At 66.4% G+C, this 21,157-nt stretch carries 20 protein-coding genes; 5 read left to right on the forward strand and 15 right to left on the reverse strand.

Features of this window, described 5'->3' with window-relative positions:
- The 6 genes from BM345_RS28600 to BM345_RS28625 all read right to left on the reverse strand — a co-directional run.
- Nucleotides 1–700: IS91 family transposase (locus BM345_RS28600; protein WP_139237669.1), on the reverse strand; the 700-nt coding region annotated here is incomplete at its 3' end.
- A gap of 10 nt (nucleotides 701–710) precedes the next feature.
- Entirely contained in the window at nucleotides 711–1,586 is an 876-nt protein-coding gene (locus BM345_RS28605; RefSeq protein ID WP_093386988.1) for a tyrosine-type recombinase/integrase, read from the reverse strand.
- Between the two features lie 379 nt (nucleotides 1,587–1,965).
- A complete protein-coding gene (locus tag BM345_RS28610; protein ID WP_093386991.1) occupies nucleotides 1,966–3,180 on the reverse strand; it encodes a hypothetical protein in 1,215 nt (404 codons plus the stop codon).
- Nucleotides 3,181–3,248: 68 nt separating this feature from the next.
- A complete protein-coding gene (locus BM345_RS28615; protein WP_093386993.1) occupies nucleotides 3,249–4,094 on the reverse strand; it encodes a hypothetical protein in 846 nt (281 codons plus the stop codon).
- Nucleotides 4,091–5,047: an MlaD family protein gene (locus BM345_RS28620; protein ID WP_093386995.1), complete on the reverse strand. Its 957-nt coding sequence runs from the start codon at nucleotides 5,045–5,047 to the stop codon at nucleotides 4,091–4,093. Before BM345_RS28620 ends, BM345_RS28615 begins: the two co-directional genes overlap by 4 nt.
- A gap of 150 nt (nucleotides 5,048–5,197) precedes the next feature.
- Entirely contained in the window at nucleotides 5,198–5,659 is a 462-nt protein-coding gene (locus BM345_RS28625; RefSeq protein WP_093386998.1) for a hypothetical protein, read from the reverse strand.
- Nucleotides 5,660–5,874: 215 nt separating this feature from the next.
- On the opposite strand from BM345_RS28625, the gene BM345_RS28630 reads away from it, so the two are divergent.
- The 5 genes from BM345_RS28630 to BM345_RS28650 all read left to right on the forward strand — a co-directional run bounded on the left by BM345_RS28630 (nucleotide 5,875) and on the right by BM345_RS28650 (nucleotide 11,651).
- On the forward strand, nucleotides 5,875–6,609 hold the full coding sequence (locus BM345_RS28630; RefSeq protein WP_139237670.1) for a GntR family transcriptional regulator: 735 nt from the start codon (nucleotides 5,875–5,877) through the stop codon (nucleotides 6,607–6,609).
- Between the two features lie 129 nt (nucleotides 6,610–6,738).
- On the forward strand, nucleotides 6,739–7,863 hold the full coding sequence (locus BM345_RS28635) for an AI-2E family transporter (protein ID WP_093387053.1): 1,125 nt from the start codon (nucleotides 6,739–6,741) through the stop codon (nucleotides 7,861–7,863).
- 50 nt (nucleotides 7,864–7,913) lie between these two features.
- A complete protein-coding gene (locus tag BM345_RS28640; RefSeq protein WP_254790045.1) occupies nucleotides 7,914–9,434 on the forward strand; it encodes an efflux transporter outer membrane subunit in 1,521 nt (506 codons plus the stop codon).
- Complete coding sequence (locus BM345_RS28645; protein WP_093387005.1) at nucleotides 9,431–10,579, forward strand: HlyD family secretion protein; 1,149 nt, start codon at nucleotides 9,431–9,433, stop codon at nucleotides 10,577–10,579. The genes BM345_RS28640 and BM345_RS28645 overlap by 4 nt, the downstream gene beginning before the upstream one ends.
- A complete protein-coding gene (locus BM345_RS28650) occupies nucleotides 10,569–11,651 on the forward strand; it encodes a DUF2955 domain-containing protein (RefSeq protein ID WP_093387008.1) in 1,083 nt (360 codons plus the stop codon). Before BM345_RS28645 ends, BM345_RS28650 begins: the two co-directional genes overlap by 11 nt.
- Here the strand turns inward: BM345_RS28650 and BM345_RS28655 are convergent.
- The 9 genes from BM345_RS28655 to accB form a co-directional block, all read right to left on the reverse strand.
- Complete coding sequence (locus tag BM345_RS28655; RefSeq protein ID WP_254790046.1) at nucleotides 11,596–12,240, reverse strand: hypothetical protein; 645 nt, start codon at nucleotides 12,238–12,240, stop codon at nucleotides 11,596–11,598. The two genes, BM345_RS28650 and BM345_RS28655, sit on opposite strands and share 56 nt — an antisense overlap.
- A gap of 4 nt (nucleotides 12,241–12,244) precedes the next feature.
- Nucleotides 12,245–12,913 carry a VIT1/CCC1 transporter family protein gene (locus tag BM345_RS28660; protein ID WP_093387013.1) on the reverse strand — a complete coding sequence of 223 codons (669 nt, stop codon included), beginning with the start codon at nucleotides 12,911–12,913 and terminating at the stop codon, nucleotides 12,245–12,247.
- A gap of 100 nt (nucleotides 12,914–13,013) precedes the next feature.
- Entirely contained in the window at nucleotides 13,014–14,189 is a 1,176-nt protein-coding gene (locus tag BM345_RS28665) for an acetyl-CoA acetyltransferase (RefSeq protein WP_093387015.1), read from the reverse strand.
- Between the two features lie 10 nt (nucleotides 14,190–14,199).
- The gene (locus BM345_RS28670; protein ID WP_093387018.1) at nucleotides 14,200–15,756 is read right to left on the reverse strand and encodes an AMP-binding protein; all 1,557 of its coding nucleotides are present in this window, start codon (nucleotides 15,754–15,756) and stop codon (nucleotides 14,200–14,202) included.
- Nucleotides 15,757–15,777: 21 nt separating this feature from the next.
- Nucleotides 15,778–16,209: a Zn-ribbon domain-containing OB-fold protein gene (locus BM345_RS28675; RefSeq protein ID WP_093387020.1), complete on the reverse strand. Its 432-nt coding sequence runs from the start codon at nucleotides 16,207–16,209 to the stop codon at nucleotides 15,778–15,780.
- Nucleotides 16,210–16,220: 11 nt separating this feature from the next.
- Nucleotides 16,221–17,723, reverse strand: a complete 1,503-nt coding sequence (locus BM345_RS29995) for a carboxylase (protein WP_175545201.1) — start codon at nucleotides 17,721–17,723, stop codon at nucleotides 16,221–16,223.
- 4 nt (nucleotides 17,724–17,727) lie between these two features.
- Entirely contained in the window at nucleotides 17,728–19,182 is a 1,455-nt protein-coding gene (locus tag BM345_RS28690) for an acetyl-CoA carboxylase biotin carboxylase subunit family protein (RefSeq protein ID WP_093387023.1), read from the reverse strand.
- Nucleotides 19,179–20,630 carry an acetyl-CoA carboxylase biotin carboxylase subunit gene (gene accC / locus BM345_RS28695; RefSeq protein ID WP_093387025.1) on the reverse strand — a complete coding sequence of 484 codons (1,452 nt, stop codon included), beginning with the start codon at nucleotides 20,628–20,630 and terminating at the stop codon, nucleotides 19,179–19,181. The genes BM345_RS28690 and accC overlap by 4 nt, the downstream gene beginning before the upstream one ends.
- A gap of 2 nt (nucleotides 20,631–20,632) precedes the next feature.
- Nucleotides 20,633–21,133, reverse strand: coding sequence for an acetyl-CoA carboxylase biotin carboxyl carrier protein (accB, locus tag BM345_RS28700; RefSeq protein ID WP_093387028.1), 501 nt, complete (start codon nucleotides 21,131–21,133; stop codon nucleotides 20,633–20,635).
- Nucleotides 21,134–21,157: the final 24 nt, after the last annotated feature.

The following is a 21,157-nucleotide window of genomic DNA, read 5'->3' on the forward strand; positions in this document are numbered from 1 at the left end:
GCGCCAACCATTCGGCGAAGGCCTGCCCGTGCGCCAGTGCCGCGTGCTCGCCGAAGAATTGCAGTCGTCCAGCGCGATGCAGCTGCTGAAGCCCTTCGAGGAAGCGCCGTCGGAACAAACGCGAGAGCACGCGCACGGGCAGGAAGAAGCCGGGTCGGCAAGCAATCCAGGTCTTGCCGTCGGGCGACAGACCGCCGCCAGGCACGATGCCGTGTATGTGCGGATGGTGCGTCAGGGCCGAGCCCCAGGTGTGGAGCACGAGCGTGGCACCGATGCGTGCGCCCAGATGCCTGGCATCGGCTGCGATAGTCAACAACACCTCGGCGGACATGTCGAACAGCAGGCCGTAGATCGCGGCCTTGTTCTGATACGCGATGTCGGCAATGGGCGCAGGCAGCGTGAAGACCACGTGGTAATACTCGACCGGCAGCAGATCGGTCTGTCGGGCCTCGAGCCAGCGTTGGGCAGCGTTGCTCTGGCACTTCGGGCAGTGCCTGTTGCGGCAGGAGTTGTAGCTAACCTGGTCGGCCCCGCAGCCTTCGCAACGCAAGACATGGCCGCCCAATGCCGCACTGCGGCACTGCTCGATAGCCGACATGACCTTGAGTTGGCCCAGGCTCAGGTGACCCCGCTGAGTCTGGCGCCAGGCAGGTCCATGGAGGCGGAAGATGTCGGCGACTTCCAGGGCGGCGCGCGCCACGACGACCGGACTACGACGACGGCAGCATCTCCAGCGGGCTGATCACTGCCCGCAGCACTTCGGTGGCTACGTGGGTGTACAGCGCGGTGGTCTCCAGCCGCTTGTGGCCCAGCAGCACCTGAATCACCCGGATGTCGACCTTCTGCTCGAGCAGGTGCGTCGCGAAGCTGTGCCTGAGTGTGTGCATCGACACGCGCTTGTCGATGTGGGCGGCGTCGGCGGCCAGATGGATCGCGCGATTGAGTTGCCGGGTGGACAGCGAGTCCATCGGGTTGAGCCCCGGGAACAGCCAGCCGTTGGGCAGCATCTTGCCCTGCGCGTGGCCCACCCGCCACCATGCCCGCAGCCTCTCGAGTAGCACCGGCGAGAGCATGGCATAGCGGTCCTTGCGGCCCTTGCCTTGCTCCACGCGTAGCGTCATGCGCTCGCTGTCGATGTCGCTGACCTTCAGCGCGCACACCTCGCTGACGCGTAGCCCGGTTCCATAGGCCACCGACAGCGCCGCCTGGTACTTGGGGTTCGGTGCAGCGGCGATCAGGCGAGCGACCTCGTCACAGCTCAGCACCACCGGCAGCGGGCGCGGCTGGTGCACGGGCTGCACCTTGACCATCAGCTCGGCGTGGCCCAGCGTGACGTCAAAGAAGAACTTCAGGCCGCTGAGCGTGGAGTTGATGGTCGGCGGGGACGTGCCGGTATCGACCATGTACAACTGGAAGGCCCGGAGGTCTTCCGCGGTGGCAGTATCTGGCGATCGCTTGAGGAAGGCGGCGAGCCTGCGCACGGCGCGGATGTAGTGAATCTGGGTCTTGCCGTTGAACTTGCGCATGCGCATGTCGTCGATCATGCGTTGGCGCAACGGGGAGACGGAAGGCGTCAATGAACTCATGGTTCGGCTCCAGTCGAAAGGCGAGGCGGATTGCCTCAGCCGTCAACTTGGCAAGAACCAGAAACCCTGCGAGCAACCACGGCGGTGGCGAGGCAACTGCCGCGCGAGCGGCTTAGTCCAGCGCTGCGCGGCCGTCTTTGGCGTATCCATCTTGACGGCAAATAGCAGACATCCATCCAACATGGCGGTTCAGTACTTTGAGCAGGAGGGGCACATTGCGGATCTTTCCGCATCTGGCTCGGGTCGCGGCCCGCCCGGCAGGAGCATTTGCAGCAACGTCGGGCCTAGAGTCACCCAAGTTCCAACTACCGCACAGAGCGCCCTCACAACTAGATGACAAGCAAAGCAGTGGGGGTGGGCACCGGCCGTCCTTTCTGGCCTAGAAGACGATCTTCAGGAGTCGTTGCAGCAACTCCTCCACCGAGAACAGCGTCAATGTAAGCGGGAGGACCGGCAGGAGCGTGAGCAGCGCAAGTTGAAGCGCCGTCTGGATTGAGAATGGCACCACGCGCATGCTCTTAACCGTTTCGAGGCCGCTACCCACGTCGGCCAGCGACCCAATGTCCCCACTGCCGAGAAGCTGTTCGTCCGCCGGCGCACCACCGCGCAGCCACTTCTGGTCGAACTCACGAACGTATCGGTGAGCGAGGAGCCCGTAGTCACGAAGACCGGCGCTTTTTGCGGCCGCCATCTGGCCGCAAAAGACCAGCAAAGGACCAAGGAACAGCAACACCATTAGCGCCACGATTCCTACCAACTCGAGTGTGAAGTCGGGCAGTTTGGCGTCGGCAAACAGGATCTGGTCGGCCATCATTCCCGCAAGTACAGTGCTCTGAGCCAGAAGAACCGGCGCGAAGGCGCTGCCCATGCCCGCGAGAAATCCCAACCCACCGCAGCGGTCAGGATGGGCTGGCATCAGGTCCAATCGAATTCGGGAGACCTGCCACAGGAAGCGCGCCCAAATGAACAGCCTGTAGTACCAGCGCAGCAGTAGGAATTGAAACAGGGGCAGGCTGATGCAGCCAAGCCACCATCCGGCTAGCGTGGGGCGCATCTGCGCGTTGATGGCGTCGCCATACCAACTCGCCCCCGCGAGCGGCAACTGCGTCCGCCACGACAGGATGACCAACACGCCATAGACGAACACAAGCAGCGCGACTTCAGCTGCCACCGAATTGCGCAGCCGTACCGTGGCGGCAATGGCTTTGTCAAATCGGGCCCTTGCGGCATCGGGAACCAACGAGCGCTCCAGGAACTGCCGCGTTACCGTACGCATGCGCTGATAGACAAAGAGCTCGGCAAAGATCAGCAGCGGCAGCGCGATCAAAAGCCGCACATGCAACTCGATGTCGAGCAGAAATGGCAACTCGGCGCTGCCGGGCCAAACATGCCCCTCGATACTGGATAACACCAACAGGGGCATCCACGCCACCAATATGGCAGCGATGACCCTACGGTGCTGCATTTCCAGCGCATCTCCGGTCAGGCGACCGCGCCGCAAAAGCTGGTAGAGGGGCCCGCCCATGACCACGGAAAAATCTCGCGAAGCGCTTAACGCGTGAGGCGCGCGCGGATCCGAGGCGATAGCGTTCATGTCTGAAAACTCCTTCCTGGAGCAAGTTGCCCGTGGGCGATCACTTGAATGCGGCAGGTACCCGTCCGCTACGGCGACGGCGCTGCGAGCAATCTCGACGTGGTTTTCGTTCCTGATTCGTTTTTGGCGGCCACCGCCACATCGTGAGCCCTGGTCCAATAGTTTCGAGCGAGTTCCGGCTTGTCTGCGGATGCCTGACCCAGAAGGATCAGATCCTGATAGATCTTGTCACTGGCACCAGCTGCCTTGTCCAGCTTCAAGGCCTCCTGCAGCAAGGGCACAGCAGCAGCCGGTGTTTTCAATGCAATGTAGGCGCTTGATTGCAGGCGCAAGGAGTTCGCCTTCTCCAGGACGTCATGCTTGTCGAGCGCATTCTGGGCTTGCTGAGCGAATCGCAGACCCTCTTGGGCACGGGCGCCGCTCAACGCCAGATAAGCCTTGAGGTTCAGTATCTTCCCCCTGACGCTGCAGTTGTCGCCGCACAGGATGCCGGCCCGCTCAAGCGACTTCTCCGCGGCGGCGCGGTCGCCCGCCTGCACGGCCATCGCGCGCCGCAATGCGGCCTCTGCGCGGCGGTCGGCGCTGAACGCAAGACGGCGTTCATCGATGACCATGTCCAGTTGCGCCAAGCCTTCCTGTTGACGGTCGGTACCGAAATAGACCATCGCGAGATTGAGGCGTGTGGCCGCGATTGCGTCCTCGTCTTCGATCGACTGCGCGACGACCAGTGCCTGTTCGAAGTACCCGAGCGCACGGACCATGTCGCCAGCCTTGAAGCGGTCAAGACCCTGCGTGTTGTAGCCCTGCGCCCGGAGATCGGCCGCCGAGCGTACCGGCGGCGTGGAGCAACCCCCAAGCAGGCACGCCCCCAGCGCCAACACGCCGAGAGCGAGCCATCGCTGGACGCGGCTCATGGTGCCTCTCCGGGCAGCGGCAATCCGCCGACACTGTCGATTGGCAGGGACTGCGGCGTAGTGGCAGTGCCTGTCAGCAGGCTAATCGGCCAGGTCTGTCGCGCATTGCTTACCATTTGGTTTGTCTGAGTCGCCGCGGCCTGAACCTGATCGAGCACCTGGGGCAGCCTCTCCGAAGCCCTCGTGGCGATGGCTTGCACCTCGGTGCTCGCCTGTTGGGCATTCGCTGCAGCCTGCTGCACCTTTTCGATCACGGCAGGCGCAGACTGCTCCACGAATTCAATCGTCCTATTCGCGCTCTGCAGCGTCGCCTTCGCGCCGCCTTCGATGGTCTTAGCGCTCGCCTTGGCTTGGTCAATGGCTTCACCCGTCCGCTCTACGAGCGCGGGCATGCGAGCCGCCACTTCCTGGCCGGACTGGAGGGCTTGCTGGAACGAGCCAGCCGGGTCGTTCAAGCTCTGGACCAGCTTGCGCGCATCGTCGATCACTGGCTGTAGCTCGGCGTGAATGTCCTGCACGATCCGGTCAATGTCCTTGCCGCGCTCGAATGCCAATTGGTCACCGGCGCTCACGGGGGGCGCTCCGCTGCTCGGAGGCACGAGGTCAATCACTTGCCGGCCGACCAGGTTCTGGCGAACAAGTACTGCGGTGCTTCCCTTCGGGATGCCCTCCATGTGACGGCGGCCGATGCCCAGCTCGATCCGCACGCCGTGCACGGCGGATTGCCCCGCTGGCGTCAGTGCGATGCTTCGCACCCTGCCGACGACCACACCACGGGTCATCACGCGCATTCCCTCCGTCATTCCGGATGCGTCCTGCGTTTCGAGGAAAATGCGGTCTTGTGGGCCGAGTGACCACTGCTGCCAGTACGCGATCGGCACCAGAATGGCGGCGAGGAGCACGAGCAGGACTGCGGCGGAGATCGCCGATCGCTTAGTGGTGGACTTGATCATCGAAATCCTCCGGCAACCAATAATGGATAACGCAATGCGCCGTATGTCTGACCAGGGCAAGGTGCGGAACTCGAGGACACGCGAATCTTTAGGGTGCTTCTCGTTGGTGTTGCAAGGCTCGAGCCAATTTCACGTGCGACCCCCGCCGGCTCAGCGCTCATCGAGTCTTCGATAGAGCCGCACCACGGCCTCCTCGGCAACGAGCATCGTGGCAATCACGATGACGAGCCACACCACGCCGTGCAAGGGACCACCGAATCGCACGTTGTCGCCAAAAGCCAGTGCAATCGCCTCCAGGATCACGAACTTCGAGCCGAACAGCACGAGCCAGGCGCAGAAGAAGCGAAGGAAGACCATGAGGCGGCCCTCCTTCGACTTGAAGAAGGAGGCGACCCGCTGCTCGATGGCGATGGTCAAGCGAAGGAGCACCTGCAACACCACCGCGGCAAGGAGCGAAACCGTGAAGGAGTCGATCTGGACCTTGCCCGAGTACTCGACGAACAGGTTGAGCACCACCAGGTCGACCAGGATCGCCATGAAATAGCGAGCGAAGAGCCGCTGGTTGTTCGTCGGCGCTTGCGCAGTGATCGGGAATAGCGACTCGCTGGACATGTCTGGGCGTTTCCGGATGACGCGCTTGCCTGAAAAAAGATCTCGGGGCGGGACCAATCGAGCGTGGCAGGCGTCTTCAGCCACACTTCCATTTGCTTCCGTAGCGCGAGTGCCGCTGACGGGGTGCAAATGCGAGGGGAAATTAGGCGTATTATAGTTTATGATTACATTACGTTTGTTGACAATGTTCATATTCTCATAGGGGCGTTTCCCCAGTGAACACGAAAACCACCAGCAATACCAAAGTGATCGCCGCAGCACCGTTGCGGCCTAAGTCGGCGACGCGCCAGTTGATGACCTTGCCGGAGCAAATTGCAGAGCGCATCTTCTCGGCCATTGCAAGCGGCGAGTACGCACCCGGTGATCGCATCCGCGAGGAGTCTCTCGCCGAGGAGTTCGAGGTCAGCCGCGGGCCGGTGCGCGAAGCCTTACGCATCCTGGAGAGCGACTCGGTCGTTCGCATCCTGCCCAACAAGGGCGCTCATGTCACTCAACTCACGGCCAAGGAAGTCGCCGACATCTTCGAGATCCGCCGCACCTTGTCCGGGGCCATGGTGACCCGGTTGAGCGCGGAGGAAGCCACCCGCGTCGCCAACGCCATTGAACCCGATGTACGCACTCTCGATGCACTGGCGCAGGACCCACAAGGGGCCGACGAGTATTTCAAGACCTCGTTCAACCTGAGCCGCATCTTGCGCGAGAGCTGCAGCAACGAACGTTTGGCCAACATCTTGGCGTCCTTGTCGCGCCAGACCCTGCGTTATACACAGCTCGGCCTGGCCACCCCGGCCAGGCGCAAGGAATCGGCCCGCAACTGGCGCAACCTGCACAAGGCCCTTAAAGCCGGTAAGTCGGACGTCGCCGCAGAAGCTGCGCAAAAACTCATCGAAGACTCGATGCGCGAGGCAATCAGCCAACTCGAGGAGCGCGCGCCCGCGAGCTCGTCTTGAGTCTGGCAATAAGGCGCAGCCCGCGGCATTCGCGCTTGCGAGAACGGCTCGGGGATTGAGGACAGCCATCGCGCTCGGCACGAAACCGTCCAGCCAATGAACCGCAGGGAGCTGCAGAGGAACGCCGCCATGACCACGACGCACGAATCCACGATCGCGCTCGAAGCGCGCCTGTCCAGGCGCATGCTGGACGTCTTCATCAGGGCGGGGCTGGTCTTTGCCCTGGCTGCGCTGTGCTATCGGATCTTCTCGCCCTTCGTCTCGCTGATGGCATGGGCCCTGATCCTGGCGGTCACGCTCTATCCGGCGCACCAGAAGTTCAGCCGCAGGCTGGGGGGCAGGCAGGGGCGCGCGGCCACGCTGATCGTGCTGTGCGGAATCGTGCTGATCGTGGCGCCCACGGCCGTGCTGCTGGTGTCGCTGGGCGGATCGGTCAGCGAACTGATCGGCCAGGTGCACGACAACACCCTCAGGATTCCCGAGCCGCCGGCCTCGGTCGCGGCCTGGCCGGTGATCGGCGAAAGGGTGCATGGCCTCTGGTCGCAGGCCCATGCCGACCTGCCCCACCTCGTGCAGCGCATGCAACCGCAGATCGGCGACCTGGCGAAGGCGGCGCTCGAGATGGTCGCCAGCATTTCCGGCACGGTGCTGCTGTTCCTGGCCTCGTTCATCATTGCCGGAATCATCATGGCCTTCGGCCGCGCGGGGGCCGACAGCACCCGCGCCATCTTCAGCCGGTTCACTGGCGAAAGGCAGGGCGACGAGTTCGCCCGGCTCGCGACGGCGACGATCCGGGCGGTGGCGCTTGGCGTGCTCGGGGTGGCCTTCATCCAGGCCATCGCGGTCGGCGTGCTGATGCTCCTGGCCAGCGTGCCCTTCGCCGGATTGCTGGCGATGGTCGTGCTGGTCCTGGGGATCGCGCAGGTGCCGGCGCTGCTCGTCACCCTGCCCGTCATCGGCTACCTGTGGATGGGCAGCGACCATGGCGCCGCGGCGAACGCCACCTATTCGGTGCTGCTGTTCCTGGCCGGCATGCTCGACAACGTGCTCAAGCCGCTGCTGCTGGGCCGAGGGGTGGATGCGCCGATGCCAGTCGTGCTGCTCGGCGCGCTGGGCGGGCTGGCGAGCAGCGGGATCCTGGGCATGTTCGTGGGGGCGACTCTGCTCGCGCTGGGCTACCAGATGTTCATGTGGTGGGTGGCGACCAACCCGGACAACCTGCCCGTGGCGAGCAACCCGCCGTCCGTCAGTTGAAGGCCGCACACGACATGCCGGTCAGGCGAGGTGGCATCCAGGCAGTGGTCATGGCCAGCGCTCTGCTGCTAGGCGGCTGCACTGTGGTGGGCCCCGACTACCAGCGCCCCGAGGTCCCCTGGCTGGCCGACTGGAAGGGCGGATCGCTCGAGGCGCTGGCCGCCACGCAGCCGCGCCGTGGCAGCGACGTGCAGACCTGGTGGCGCCAGTTCGACGACCCTGCGCTCGACCAGCTGATCGGCGAGGCGCAGCGCGTGAACCCCTCGGTGCGCACGGCCGGCATGCGCATCATGGAAGCGCGTGCCCAGCTGGGCATCGCCGGCAGCACGCGCTATCCGCAGATGCAACAGGTGACCGGCACCGTGCTCGGCGTCGGCGAGCAGCGGCCGCAAGGGCCGGACACGCACGCGGTGGCCTTCGGCGCGGGGCTGCGCGCGAGCTGGGAACTCGACTTCTGGGGCAAGTTCCAGCGCAGCATCGAGGCGGCGGATGCGGGCTACCTGGCCAGCATCGCCCAGTACGACGATGTGCAGGTGCTCATGGCGGCCCAGGTGGCCTCCCTGTACTGCTCGATCCGCACGGTGGAAGCGCGGCTGCGCATCGCCCGCGAGAACGCCGCGCTGCAGCGCCGCAGCCTGGAAATTGCCGAGCGCCTCTTCAAGAGCGGCAACGACTCCGAGCTCGACGTGCAGCAGGCCAGGGCCCAGCTCCTGGCCACGCTGGCGACCATCCCGCAACTCGAACTGCTGCTGCGCCAGACGCAGAATGCCCTGAGCACCCTGCTCGCGCGGCCACCCGGCGTCCTCCCCGAGATCAACGCCGGCGCCGGACGCATTCCGGACGCGCAATACGACGCCGCAGCGGGCATGCAGGCCGATCTGCTGCGTCGCCGGCCGGACGTCAGGGCCGCGGAAATGCAGCTGGCCGCGCAGTCCGCGCTCATCGGCGTGAGCGCGGCCGATCTCTATCCCTCGATCTCGCTGCTCGGGTCGGTGGAATGGTCTGCCACTTCGCTGGGCAGTTCGACCCGCGCGTTGAACTGGACCCTGGGCCCCAGCCTGGTCTGGAACGTGTTCGACCACGGCCGGCTGACCAACGCCGTGCTGCTGCAGGACGCGCGCTTCCAGCAGCTCTACGAGGCCTACCAGGACGTGGTTCTTCGCGCGGCCCGGGAGGTCGACGACGCGGCCGTCGGATTCGCCAGGACCGGCGAGCAGATCGAGCTGCTCCAGCAGTCGGTGCAGGCCGCGCGGCGCTCGCTGGACATCGCCATGCTCCAGTACCGCGAGGGCCTCACCGACTTCCAGCGCGTGCTGGACTCCCAGCGAACTTTCTTCGCCCAGCAGGACCTCCTGGTGTCCAACCGCGGAAGCCTCACCCAGAACCTGATCGCCGTCTACAAGGCGCTGGGTGGCGGGTGGGAACAGGGCCGCGGCAGGCCGGTGGTGGACGACGCGACGCGAGAGGCCATGGGCCGGCGAAGCGACTGGAAGGACCTGCTCGCAACCCCGCTGCCCGCCCCCGATGCCGACGCCCGCAGCGGCGTATCCGCCAAGGACGCACGACCATGACCCAGCCAACCCCGAAGCCGCCGGAGGCCGCGATGCCCGAACCCGAAGCCGCGCCCGCGCCGCCACCCGCGACGGGCAAGGGCACGCGGCGCGGCGCCATCGTCGTGCTGGTACTGATCGTCTCGAGCCTGGCCTGGTATTTCGCCTCCGACCGGCTCACGCCCTATACCTCGCAGGCCAGAGTGCAGGCCTACGTGGTTCCGGTGGCGGCCGAGGTTTCCGGCAAGGTGCTGAAGGTGCACGTGAAGAACAACGACGATGTGCAGCCCGGCCAGCGCCTGTTCGACATCGATCCCGCTCCCTACAAGATCGCCCTCCAGCGCAGCCGCTCGGACTACGAGTCGGTGCGGCGCTCGGTCAACGCCTCCACTTCCGCGGTCGACGCGGCCCGGGCCGCCGTGCAGGCCGCCGCGGCCAACCGCCTGAGCGCCGAACAGGATGCGTTTCGCATGAAGCAGATCTTTGCCGAGGACCCGGGCGCGATCTCCGTGCGCCGTGTCGAGACCACGCAGGCCGCACGCGTGCGCGCCGCCAGCCAGGAGAAGGCCGCCGAGGCCGACTTGCGCCGCGCGCAGGAGGCGGCGGGCGAAAGCGGCGAGAACAATGCGCAGCTGCTCAGCGCGCGGGCGGCCATCGAGAAGGCCGAACTCGATCTGGCGCGCACCGAAGTCCTGGCGCCGGCGCGCGCGAGGGTGACCGACCTGCGAACCGACGTGGGTCAGTTCGCGCAGGCAGGCGCACCGGCATTGACCCTGATTTCCATGAGCGACCTCTGGATCAACGCCGAGATGACCGAGAACAACCTGGGCAACGTCGAGCCCGGCGACCGCGTGGCCATCGTGCTGGATGCGATGCCGGGCCATGTCTTCAACGGGCGCGTGCGCAGCGTGGGCAGCGGCGTCGGCTCGGGGCAACCGGCGCAGCCCGGCACCCTGCCCAAGATCGAGAACAGCCGCGACTGGCTGCGGCAGGCGCAGCGCTTCCCGGTCGCGATCGAGTTCGATCCCGCCGAACGCGAGCGGCTGCGCGGTGTGCGGCTGGGCGGCCAGGCCGAGGTGATGGTCTACACCGGCGAGCACACGGTGATGAACTGGCTCGGCGCGGCGTTCATCCGCCTGACAAGCTACCTGTCCTATGTCTACTGAGCAGGCCGCCACGTCCCACGCGGCCCAGGCGGCCGACAAGGCGGCACTGCGGCTCGCCATCGGCATGGCGCTGGCGGTGCTGGTGGCGTACGGCCTCGCATTGCCGGCCCCCTTTGCCGTGTGCGTGGTGGCGGTGCTGATCCTGTGCAAGCCGGGCCCGCCCATGCCCTTGCTCAAGGGCATCGTGCTGGCCGCGGTGGTGGCGGCCCTGATGACCGCGGGCGTGCTGATGGTTCCCATCCTGGAGAACTACGCATTCACCGGCATCGTGCTGACGGCCGTGCTGCTCTACGCCGTGTTCTTCGCGGGGGCGCGCCGCGCGAGTCCGCTGACGGCCATCCTGGTCATCGCCATCACCCTGATTCCCGTGGCGGGGGTGGCCGAGCAGGCGCTGGCACCGGCGATCGCCTTCACGCTCGCAGTCGGCCTCGTCACAGCAGTGGTGGTCAACACCGCATCGCATGCTCTTTTCCCCGATGCGCCTTCGCCCGCGCCACCCGCAGCATCGGCCGCCCTGGTGGGCAAGGTCGACCGCGAATCGGCCGCCTGGCTCGCCACGCGTGCGGCGATGGTGGTCATGCCGGTGTTCGTGCTGGCGCTGACCTACCCGTCCTTCTACCTCGCCGCGATCATGAAGACCGTGGCACTGGGCCAGCAGGCCTGCTCCACCACCGCGCGTTCAGCCGGGCGCGAACTGGTGGGATCGACGCTGGCGGGCGCGGCCATGGCGGCCGTGCTTTGGCTTGGGCTGTCGCTTCGGCCCAACCTGTGGATGCTCATGCTGTGGATGACGGCCGCGGCGCTGTGGGCCGGCGCGCGCCTGTTCCGTGTCCGGGCCACGCGCCTGTCGCCCTCGTTCTGGATCAATGCCCTGGTGACCATGCTGATCCTGGTCGGCCCCGCCATCGAGGACAGCGCCAGCGGCAAGGATGTCCTGGTCGCGTCCGCCACCCGTGTCGCGCTGTTCGTCGCGGTTGCGCTCTACGCCTGGGCCACCGTCTGGGCGCTGGAGCACCTCAGAAGCTGGCGCCGATCGAAACGACCACCACCTGGTCGTCCGATCCCGGGTTGAACCAGTAGCCGCCAACGGTGAAGCGGCGCCACGTCACCTGCGCAAAGGGTCCCGGCTGGATGCTGCGGTCGCCGCCATAGGCCCGGGTGCGCTGGGCTACCGCGCCCACGCGAAGCCAGTCGAGCGGCTTGTAGCCCAGCTCGCTCCACGAATAGAAATAGCTGCTGCCGCGCTCGTTGCGGTCGCGCACGTATTCGGCCTCGGTGTAGAAATCCAGGCGCTTCCACGCGAAGCTCGCCTCCAGGCCAGGCACCAATGCCCTTGTCGCGCCCCAGGCGCCACCCACCATGGGCGTCAGCTCCCAGGTGAATTCATCGCCCCCGGAGAAGTTCCAGCCGATGAATGCCGAACGTGCACCCACCGCCTCGTAGTTGTAGCGGGCCTCCAGGTGCAGTGCGCCGCGGTCGGCCGTGGCAATGGCCGAGGTGTAGTTGGCGCCGCCGCGCACGATCGTGGGATAGGCAGTGAGGGCGAACGCCCATTCCGCATCCGCGTTGCGCGCGGTGCCTTGCGGCGCGGCAACCTGCGCGCCGGCGGTTGCCGCGAGCGTGGTCAAGGCGGCGCCAAGCGCCAGGGTGGAAAAACGCACTGGCTCATCCCCCGAGCGCATTGATGGCGATCACCAGCACCGTGCCCAGCGCGGTCATCATCAGGCCGACCTTCCAGCTGCCATAGCCCGCGTAGCGCCCCAGGCCCAGGCCGGCCAGGAACAGCATGGCCAGCGAGAGCACCCGGGACAGGTGCTTGGCCGCCAGGACATCGTCCATGAACGCGAAGGGCAGAACCACCGGGAAGGTCGCCGCCACCACCAGCACGAATATCGCCAGCGCGGCGCCCAGGTCCGCACCCAAGAGCCGGGGCCGCGCCGGGAGTGACGGCAGCGCGACGATGCGGCCGCGAACGGCCTCCACCTCGGCCTCGGTGACCAGGCCCGCGGCAGCCTTGGACAAGGACTGCGCCACCAGCGCGCGGCCCGCCTGCGCGTCGGGCGCCGAACGCACCGCACGCGCCAGCGCGAGCGTCCGCCCGCGATCCGTCACGGTGCGGACCAGGTACATCACCGCATCGACCAGGCCCCAGGCCAGGTTGCAGCCGAGCGCGGCAATGAACATCGACTCGATCTCGTCGCGGCCCGACGCGGCCGAAACCGCACCCACGAAGGTGAGCGCCATGAGCAGGCCGAAGATCGTCTCGGAGATGCGGTCGACCGGACTGAGAATGGCTTGTCGTGTCGCCTGCAGGGGAGACGTGCTTTCTGTCATTTCTTCTGGACTCCTCGTGACCGGGTGGCGTCGGTGGGCCGCCGCCATGCCCGAAATCGTACCGGCGCGCGAACGTGCAGCGTCGGGAGCTTGTCATCGCTCACGAAGATTCCGTTCCCAGCACCATCACCATGTAGGCCGACATCACGAGGCCGCCGGCCTGCATGAGGCAGTTGCGCACGCCCTGCACCTGGCGCTCCCCGCAATCGCCGCGCAGCTGGCGCACCGATTCGATCAGCAGCGGCATGCCGAACATGCCGCCATGGTTGAACGATAACCCGCCGCCGGATGTGTTCATGGGGAACGCGCCGCCCGGGGCAATGCGCCCTCCCCGCACGAAGTCGCCGCTCTCGCCTCGCTCGCAGAAGCCCAGTTCTTCCAGCCCCACCAGCACGTTGATCGTGAACGCGTCGTAGATCTGAACGAGGTCGATGTCGGCACGCGTGAGATTGGCGCGTTCAAGCGCCATGCGACCCATCTTCGCCAGCACGCCGTTGTCGATCCAGTCATCGGTACCGAAGGGCGTGGCGTGCTGGATGTATTGCTCGGCAAAGCCTCTGACGAGCACGGGCGTGCGGCGCAGGTCGCGGGCACGGTCCGCGCGCACCAGCACCACGGCGCCTGCGCTGTCGGTCACCTGGCAGATGTCGAGCTTGCGCAGCGGGTCGGCAATCATCGGGGAGGCCAGGTAGTCCTCCATCGTCAGCGGCGCCTGCGCCACGGCATCGGGCTTGAGCTGGGCCCAGCGCCTGGCCGCGAGCGCGACTTCACCGAGGTCTTCCGCACGGGTGCCGTAGCGGTGCATGTGCAGGCGTGCCTGCATGGCGTAGAAGCCAATGGGGCTCAGCATGCCGTAGGGCAGCACGAACTGGCCGCTGGGCATGCGCGCATCCTGCGCCGCGCCGCCGGGAGAGCGACTTCGGTCCAGGCGCTGCGTACTCCCGTAGCTGATGAGCGCCACCTCGCACAGGCCCGCTTCCATGGCCGCCATGGCGTGGGCGATATGCGTCAGGTTGGATTGCCCGCCCACGACGGTGCTGTCGACATAGCGCGGCGCGAGGCCCATGTATTCGGTGACGAGCAGCCCGGCAGCACGGTCGTCCCAATGCGCGAACACGCCGTCGATGTCCGAGGGCTTCAGGCCGGCGTCCACGATGGCCTGCCGCGCCGCGTCGCACTGCAGCGACAGCGCGGTGTCGCCCGGCTTCGCCTTGCCCATGCCCGCCTCACCCACGCCGGCGATGGCATAGCGGCCGCTCAAGTCCTTGGGATCCATGCTCGTTGCCTCATTTGCTCGCCGCGGCATTTGCGGCAACATCGGTGAGCCTGGCGCGAACGTCCTTCTTGAGCACCTTGCCCACCGGGCTGCGCGGCAACTGCGGCCAGAACTCGACCTGCTTGGGCGTCTTAAGGCTGCCGAAGCGCTTCCTGCATATGTCGGTGATCTCCTCGGCCGTTGCGTGGCTGCCGGGCTTGAGTTCGATCACCGCCGTCAGGCGCTCGCCCCAGTCTGTATCCGGTACACCGACCACGGCGCAGTCCTGCACCGCGGGGTGGCCCCAGATCACCTGTTCGATCTCGCTCGGGTAGATGTTGAAACCGCCGGAGATCACCATGTCCTTCTTGCGGTCGACCACGTAGAGGTAGCCGTTCTCGTCGAACACGCCGATGTCGCCGGTGTGGTGCCAGCCGAACGCGCGCGCCTCCTTGGTGGCCTCCGGGTTGTTGTAGTAGCCAGGCGAGACGAGGTCGCCCCGCGCCACGATCTCGCCGCGCTCGCCTACCCCCACGATGTTGCCGTCGTCGTCCATCAACGCGACCTCGCAAGCCCCCGAAGGGCGGCCGGCCGAGGCCAGGTGCTTGTCCAATTCGGGATCGCCATGCACGAAATGGTCCTTGCGAGAGAGGCAGGTGATGACGCCGGGCACCTCCGACTGGCCGTAGCTTTGCATGAACACCTGGCCCCAGCGGGCAAGTCCCTCGCGCAGCTTGTCCACCGACATCGGCGCGGCGCCATACAGCACGTATTCGAGCGAAGAACAATCGCGCGTAGCCACGTCCGGATGCGCGAGCAGGCGGTAGATCATCGTGGGCGGCAGGAAGATGTGCGTCACGCGCTCGTGCTCGATCGCCTCCAGGATCACACCGGGGTCCGCCGAAGGCGCAATCACGTTGCGTGCGCCGATGCGCGCCAGCGCCACCATGGTTGCCCCTGCTGCGTGGGTGAGCGGTGCAACGACGAGGTGCACAGGCTCTTTCTTGGGCGGCGCAAACTGGTTGCTGATGCGATAGGCCGTTTCCAGCGAACGGTGGCTCTGCATGATTGCCTTCGGCCGGCCTGTAGTGCCCCCCGAGGACTTGATGATCGCGATGTCATCGGGCTCGCGCCGGACGCCGACGCGCGCTCCTGCGAATTCCTTGAGCCATCGGGTGATGCTCTCGCCACCCTCCTCCAGCCCCTCGGTCAGGCCGATGACACGCTTGAGCGTCGGAATCTCGGCCTTCATGCGCTCGATGTGCGGCGCGTACTGCGCATGGCAGATCAGCACCGCGATCTCGCAGAAGCGCGCGAACCAGACGATGTCCTCGATGGGATCGCGCGCATTGAGTGGCACAAATACTGCGCCGCTGCGCATCACGCCCAGCATGGCCGGCAGCACCATGGCGTGATTGGGCGAAAGCACGCCGACATGGGTGCCCGGCAGCACGTCCCGCACCAGTGCGGCGGCAACGGCGTGCGATGCGTTGGCCGCCTCGCGATAGGTGAAGCGCACATCGCCGCCCTGGACGAAGGTGCGTTCGGGGAACGCCGTGGCGCCGGCGTCGAAGGAATCGATGATCATGAATCTCTCCAAATGTCGTTTTCAGGCAGCCGGCGCGTCTGCGGCGACGAGCCTGAACATTGGCAGTGCCGTTTCATCGCTGATTCGCTCGAAGCACACTTCCACCGGTGAGCCCACGGCCACCCGATCCACATCCGGGCCGACGATGCCGGCCAGCATGCGAACGCCCTCCTCGAGTTCGATCATCCCGATCACGTACGGCACGCGCGACTCGAACGCCGGATGCGCGGCCACGTGGCAGACGGTGTAGGTGTAGACGCGCCCCTTGCCGCTGGCCTGAATCCATTGGATGTCTTGCGACAAACACTGCGTGCAGAAGCGGCGGGGATAGAACTGGTGGCGTGCGCAGGCCGGGCAGTATTGGATCTTGAGCCGGCCATCGAGTGCAGCCTGCCAATAGTGGGTGGTCTCGGCGGTGGGCAGCGGCAGCGGCCTGGTCAGCGTCTGGGTCATGCGCCTACTCCTCAGTTCGCGCTGAGCGAAAAGTCCGTGCCGGTAATGTGCACCTGCGACTTGGTCTTGCGCGTCGCAAGGCCCGCAACGAGATCGACTATGGGATGGTGGACGCTGTAGGCGTCACCCTGCCCCGTCCTGCCCAGCCCATTGACCTTCTCGTCTCCATACATATAGCGCAACAGCAGTTCGTCGTCGCCGATGCTCTTGTAGCGCTGTCGCAAGCCTGGCAGCACCGGCGCGAGAACAGGGGGCGTCAGCGCAACATCCTTAGATCCATTGGCCAGGATCCGGTCCTTCACGTTGCCGTCGACTGGCAGCGGCAGTTCGCCAAAGTAACCGCAGACATACTTCTTCACTTCGTCGGGCACCACCTTGTAGCGCTCGCCATTGAGTACGTTCATCACCGCCTGCGCAGAGACGATGGCCGGATATGGCGTCACCATGATCGGCGAGCCGAGCTCCACCCGCACGCGGCCGATCTCCTCCAGAACGGCCGGGAGCTTGTCGGAAATGCCTGCGAGCTCGAGTTGCGATTGAAGGTTGCTCATCGCGCCCCCCGCGTACTGGGTGACGTAGTGACTGGGCTCGTACTCCGCCGGAACCCCCACGGGTCGTCCTTCGCGCTCGGCCAATGCGCCGAGGTAGTCACCCACCTCGTCGACCAGCCGGTCGTCCACCACCACGTCGAAGCCGATCTCGCGCAGGTTGCGCGCAATCATCTGGCTGGCCGGCAGCGAATTGCCGTTGGCCATCGGGTCCACGGCGGTCAGGATGCTGTCGGCGCCGTGCACTGCCGCCTCGATGGCGAGCAGCGGGCCCAGGCCGGTCAGGCAGTGGGTGTTGAACTCCAATCGTGCTCGATCGCCGATGGCCTGCTTCATCGCCGGCACCAGGGTCCGCACACGATCGATCGTCATGATTCCGGCCGCATCGGCCAGGGTGACGGTCTGCGCACCAAAGCGCTCGACCGCTTCGCGCGCCTTGCGCGCATACAGGGCGTCGTCGTAGCCTGGTGCGATGTTGTAGCCCAGCAGCAAGGTCACGGCGGCGCCCAGGCGATGCGCCGCGGCAATGCTTGGGGCGAGGTTGTCCGAGCACATCAGGGCGTCGAAGATGCCGATGTCGCGCACCCCGTTGGCGACTTGCCGCTCGACGAACAGCTCGGTGATGTCGTCGGCCACTGGGAAGAAGCCGCGCATCAGATTGCTGCGAATGGCCGCCCGCAGCGGGGTGCGAGTCATCCGCTCGCGCAGCAGGCGGATCCGTTCGAACGGGTCCTGGTTCAGGAACAGGACGCTGGCGTCGAACTGGACCAGCGCGATCGCCTGGATGGCCAGGAAGCCGGCCCGGTCCATGCGCTCGGCGATCGGCAGCATGTGCTCGGTGCGCATGCGAGTCGCCCAAAGGCACTGCTGTCCATCGCGCAGGGTGTCATCTGTCAGGTGGATGGTGCGGCGCTTGCCAGTGCGCGCGGTTTCCTGGGCGACAAGTTGTTTGAGATGTTCGAGCATGGCTTCAGCCCTGTATGCCTTGGAGTTGGATCGAGACCCCCGGGCCGTGCACCTCCAGCTGGGCATAGCGTGCGGCGCGCGCCGTGAGGCCGGCCAGGAGCGCGTCCTCCGGCGCCGTGGGCACATAGCGCAAGGATTCGGGCACTGCAGGAGCCGCCGCTTTCTCAGGCGCGATCCCGCAAACCTGAGCGATAACGAGCGCGGCGTCGCCAACCCGAGGGTGCGCTGCGCGCAGGGCGTCGGCCGACGTCGTCTGCGTCGCGGGCAGCCAGCCGACACGTTGCACGAGGCGCGGTTCGGCCGATCCCGCCGTGGCGCCGTAGACCTGCTGCAAGGCGCGGCGTACGCCGGGTCGGATTTCGGCGTAGCGCGGCCCGCCTTGGAGATGCGCCAGCGCCTGCTCGGCAATGGGCCGCGCAAAGGGCGCAAGCATTGGTGGCGAACCGAGTTCATCGCGGATGAGCGCGCACTCGTTAGCGAAGGCGTGCACCCTGTGCGCCAGTCCCTGTTCGCGCAGTCGCCGCATGAACTGCGCCGCAACGTCGCCGGGCAACTGGTGCGCATAGGGCGCGAGGTCGAATACCCAGGCATGGCCGGCTTCGAAGCCGTGGCGGTCGGCCAATTCGGCGAGTTGCCGATCGGCCTGCGCGATGTCCTGCAGCTGCTGCTCGGGTGGTTGCGCACCGAGGGTGAGCAGGCGCATCGACTTGAGCAGCGTGCCCAGGGCCGGCACCGACGGACCATTTGCTAGCGGCGCGAAGCCGGTGTCGAGCCCGTCGATGCCGATGCGCACCGCCTCCAGCGCGAGCATCGGTCCAAGCGCCGTCACGCAGCGCACGTGCAGGTCAAGCGGCACGGCGCCGAGCGCTGCGCGCAGCGCCGGCAACAGTGCAGCGAGTCGCTCCGGGGTCAGCAAACCGGCTTCGTCGCGAAGCATGACGCGCCCGGCACCGGCGGCGGCCAGTCTCCTTGCCTGCGCTTGCAGGGCGTCATCGGTGCATTCCGCATCCAGGGTGAAGGGCAAGGCGGCAATGGCAAGCAGGCCCAGCGCCCTCGCTTCCTGCAGCGCGGATGCGATGCGCTCGATGGACAAGAGCGGATCGATCAACAGGATCTCGGAGATGCCGCGCTGCGCCAGCTCGCCCAAGAGCAGCACGGTCAGCTCGGATGGCACGACGTCCGCCCCTCGCTTGCCGTGTTCCGTCAGTAGCGAGACGGCTGCGCGCAAGGCGACGCCCGGGCAGCGTTCGCGCAGCAGCTCGATACGCTGAAAAGGGTCTTCTCCGCGCGCGGCGCATTGCGCCAGCGTGGTGGCCGAAGCCACCTCGATCGCCGCGGGGCGGGCGGCTGCCAACCGGCTGGCAATGGCCAGCGCCATGGGAGTGGTCATGCCGCCACCCCAGCGCGCTGTCTGGCCGTCAGTCAGGCTGACATCGCAGCAACGCAGCTCGCGAGTCATTTCTGGGCCCCTGCCATGGCGGCCGCATCCTTTGCAGCCTGCGCGGCAGCCTTCTGCGCCGCCTTGCGCTCTGGCAGGAAGGTTTCCTCGACCCAGCGGGTCGTCACCTTACCCGCCTGGAAGTCGCCGTGCGCAAGCACCGCTTCATGAAAGCCCGCGGTCGTCGTCGGCCCTTCGACTCGCAGTTCTCCCAGCGCCTCGCGCATGCGCCCGATGGCCAGGTCCCGGCTGTCGGCATGCACGATCAGCTTGCCGAGCAAGGAGTCGTAGTAAGGCGGCACGGTGTAGCCCGAATAGCAATGGGTGTCCACGCGGATGCCTTCGCCGGCGGGCGCCTCCCACAGAGAGATGAGGCCCGGCCGAGGCAGGAAGTTGCGCTCCGGATCTTCCGCGTTGATACGGCATTCGATCGCGTGGCCCTGCAGCTGCACGTTGGCTTGGCTGAAGGACAGCGGCAATCCGGCGGCGACCCGGATCTGCTCGGCGACGAGGTCCAGGCCCGTGATCATTTCCGTCACCGGGTGCTCGACCTGGATGCGGGTGTTCATCTCCAGGAAGAAGTACCGGTTGTCGCGTTGGTCGACTACGAACTCGATCGTGCCCGCGCCGCAGTAGCGGGCATTGCGCGTCAGGCTCACCGCGCATTCGCCCATGGCCTGGCGCATGGCGGCGTCCACGGCCGGCGAAGGCGCTTCCTCGATCAGCTTCTGGTGCCGGCGCTGGGTGGAGCATTCGCGCTCGCCCAGGTAGACCACGTTGCCGTGGGAATCGGCCATCACCTGGATCTCGATGTGGCGCGCGTGCTCGATGAATTTCTCCATGTAGAGCGTGTCGTCGCCGAAGGCGGACTTGGCCTCGTTGGCGGCCGAACTCATGAGCGACTCGAGCTCGCTTTCGTTGCGCACGATCCGCATGCCGCGTCCGCCGCCGCCGGCGGTGGCCTTGATGAGCACCGGGTAGCCAATCTCAGCGCCGGCGCGCTGGGCATGCGCCAGATCCGCCAGCGCACCAGTGCCCGGCACGCGGGGCACACCAGCGGATTGCGCGAGGCCCACTGCAGTGATCTTGTCGCCCATCGCGTCGATGGCCTCGGCCGACGGGCCGACGAACACCAACCCGGCGTCTACACATGCGCGCACGAAGGACGAACGCTCGGAAAGGAAGCCGTAGCCCGGGTGCACCGCGTCGCAGCCGGTTTCAAGCGCCGCCTCCACGATGCGGTCGGCACGCAGGTAGCTTTCCGAGGCCAGCGGCGGGCCCAGTACCACCACCTCGTCGGCCATCTTCGCTGCCATGGTTTCGGTGTCCGCTTCAGAGACGCCTACGACCGCCTCGATGCCGAGCGAACGGCAGGCACGGATCACGCGCACGGCGATCTCGCCGCGGTTGGCCACGAACAGGCGGCGGATGTCGCGCTGGGCGACGGGGATGCGGGATGTCGCGTTCATGTTCAGGCCTCCTGTACCGGCTTGACCAGCATGAGGATCTGCTCGTGCTGCACCGGCTTGCCGTTCTCGACCAGGATGCGCTCGACGGTGCCCGTGATTTCCGTCTTGACGGTGTTGAACATCTTCATCACCTCCACCAGGCACACGGTGTCGCCGGCCTGCACCGTGGCGCCCACCGTCACGAACTCCGACTGGTCGGGGGCGGGCCGCAGATAGAAGGTTCCAACCATCGGGGACCGTACGGCCACCAGGCCTTCGGGGACCTCGGTCAGGACCGCCGGAGTCGCAATGCCAGCGTCGGCGGCAGGGACTTGTGAAGCCTCCGAAGGCCTGGGGGCTGCCGCCTTGCCGGCTTGCTCCGAACGCTCGCGTGTAAAGGCCGCAGCGCCCGGCTTGCGCGCATGAAGCTCGAACTCGCCAACCGTGACGTCCAGGGATTCCAGGTGCTGCGCACTGTCGAGGATCTCGAGGATGCGACGTACGTCGGTGTGTGAAAGGGGCATTGGGTGTCTCCGATCAGGCGTGAG

The sequence above is a fragment of the Variovorax sp. OV329 genome, from assembly GCF_900114785.1.
Taxonomy (GTDB): Bacteria; Pseudomonadota; Gammaproteobacteria; order Burkholderiales; family Burkholderiaceae_C; genus Variovorax.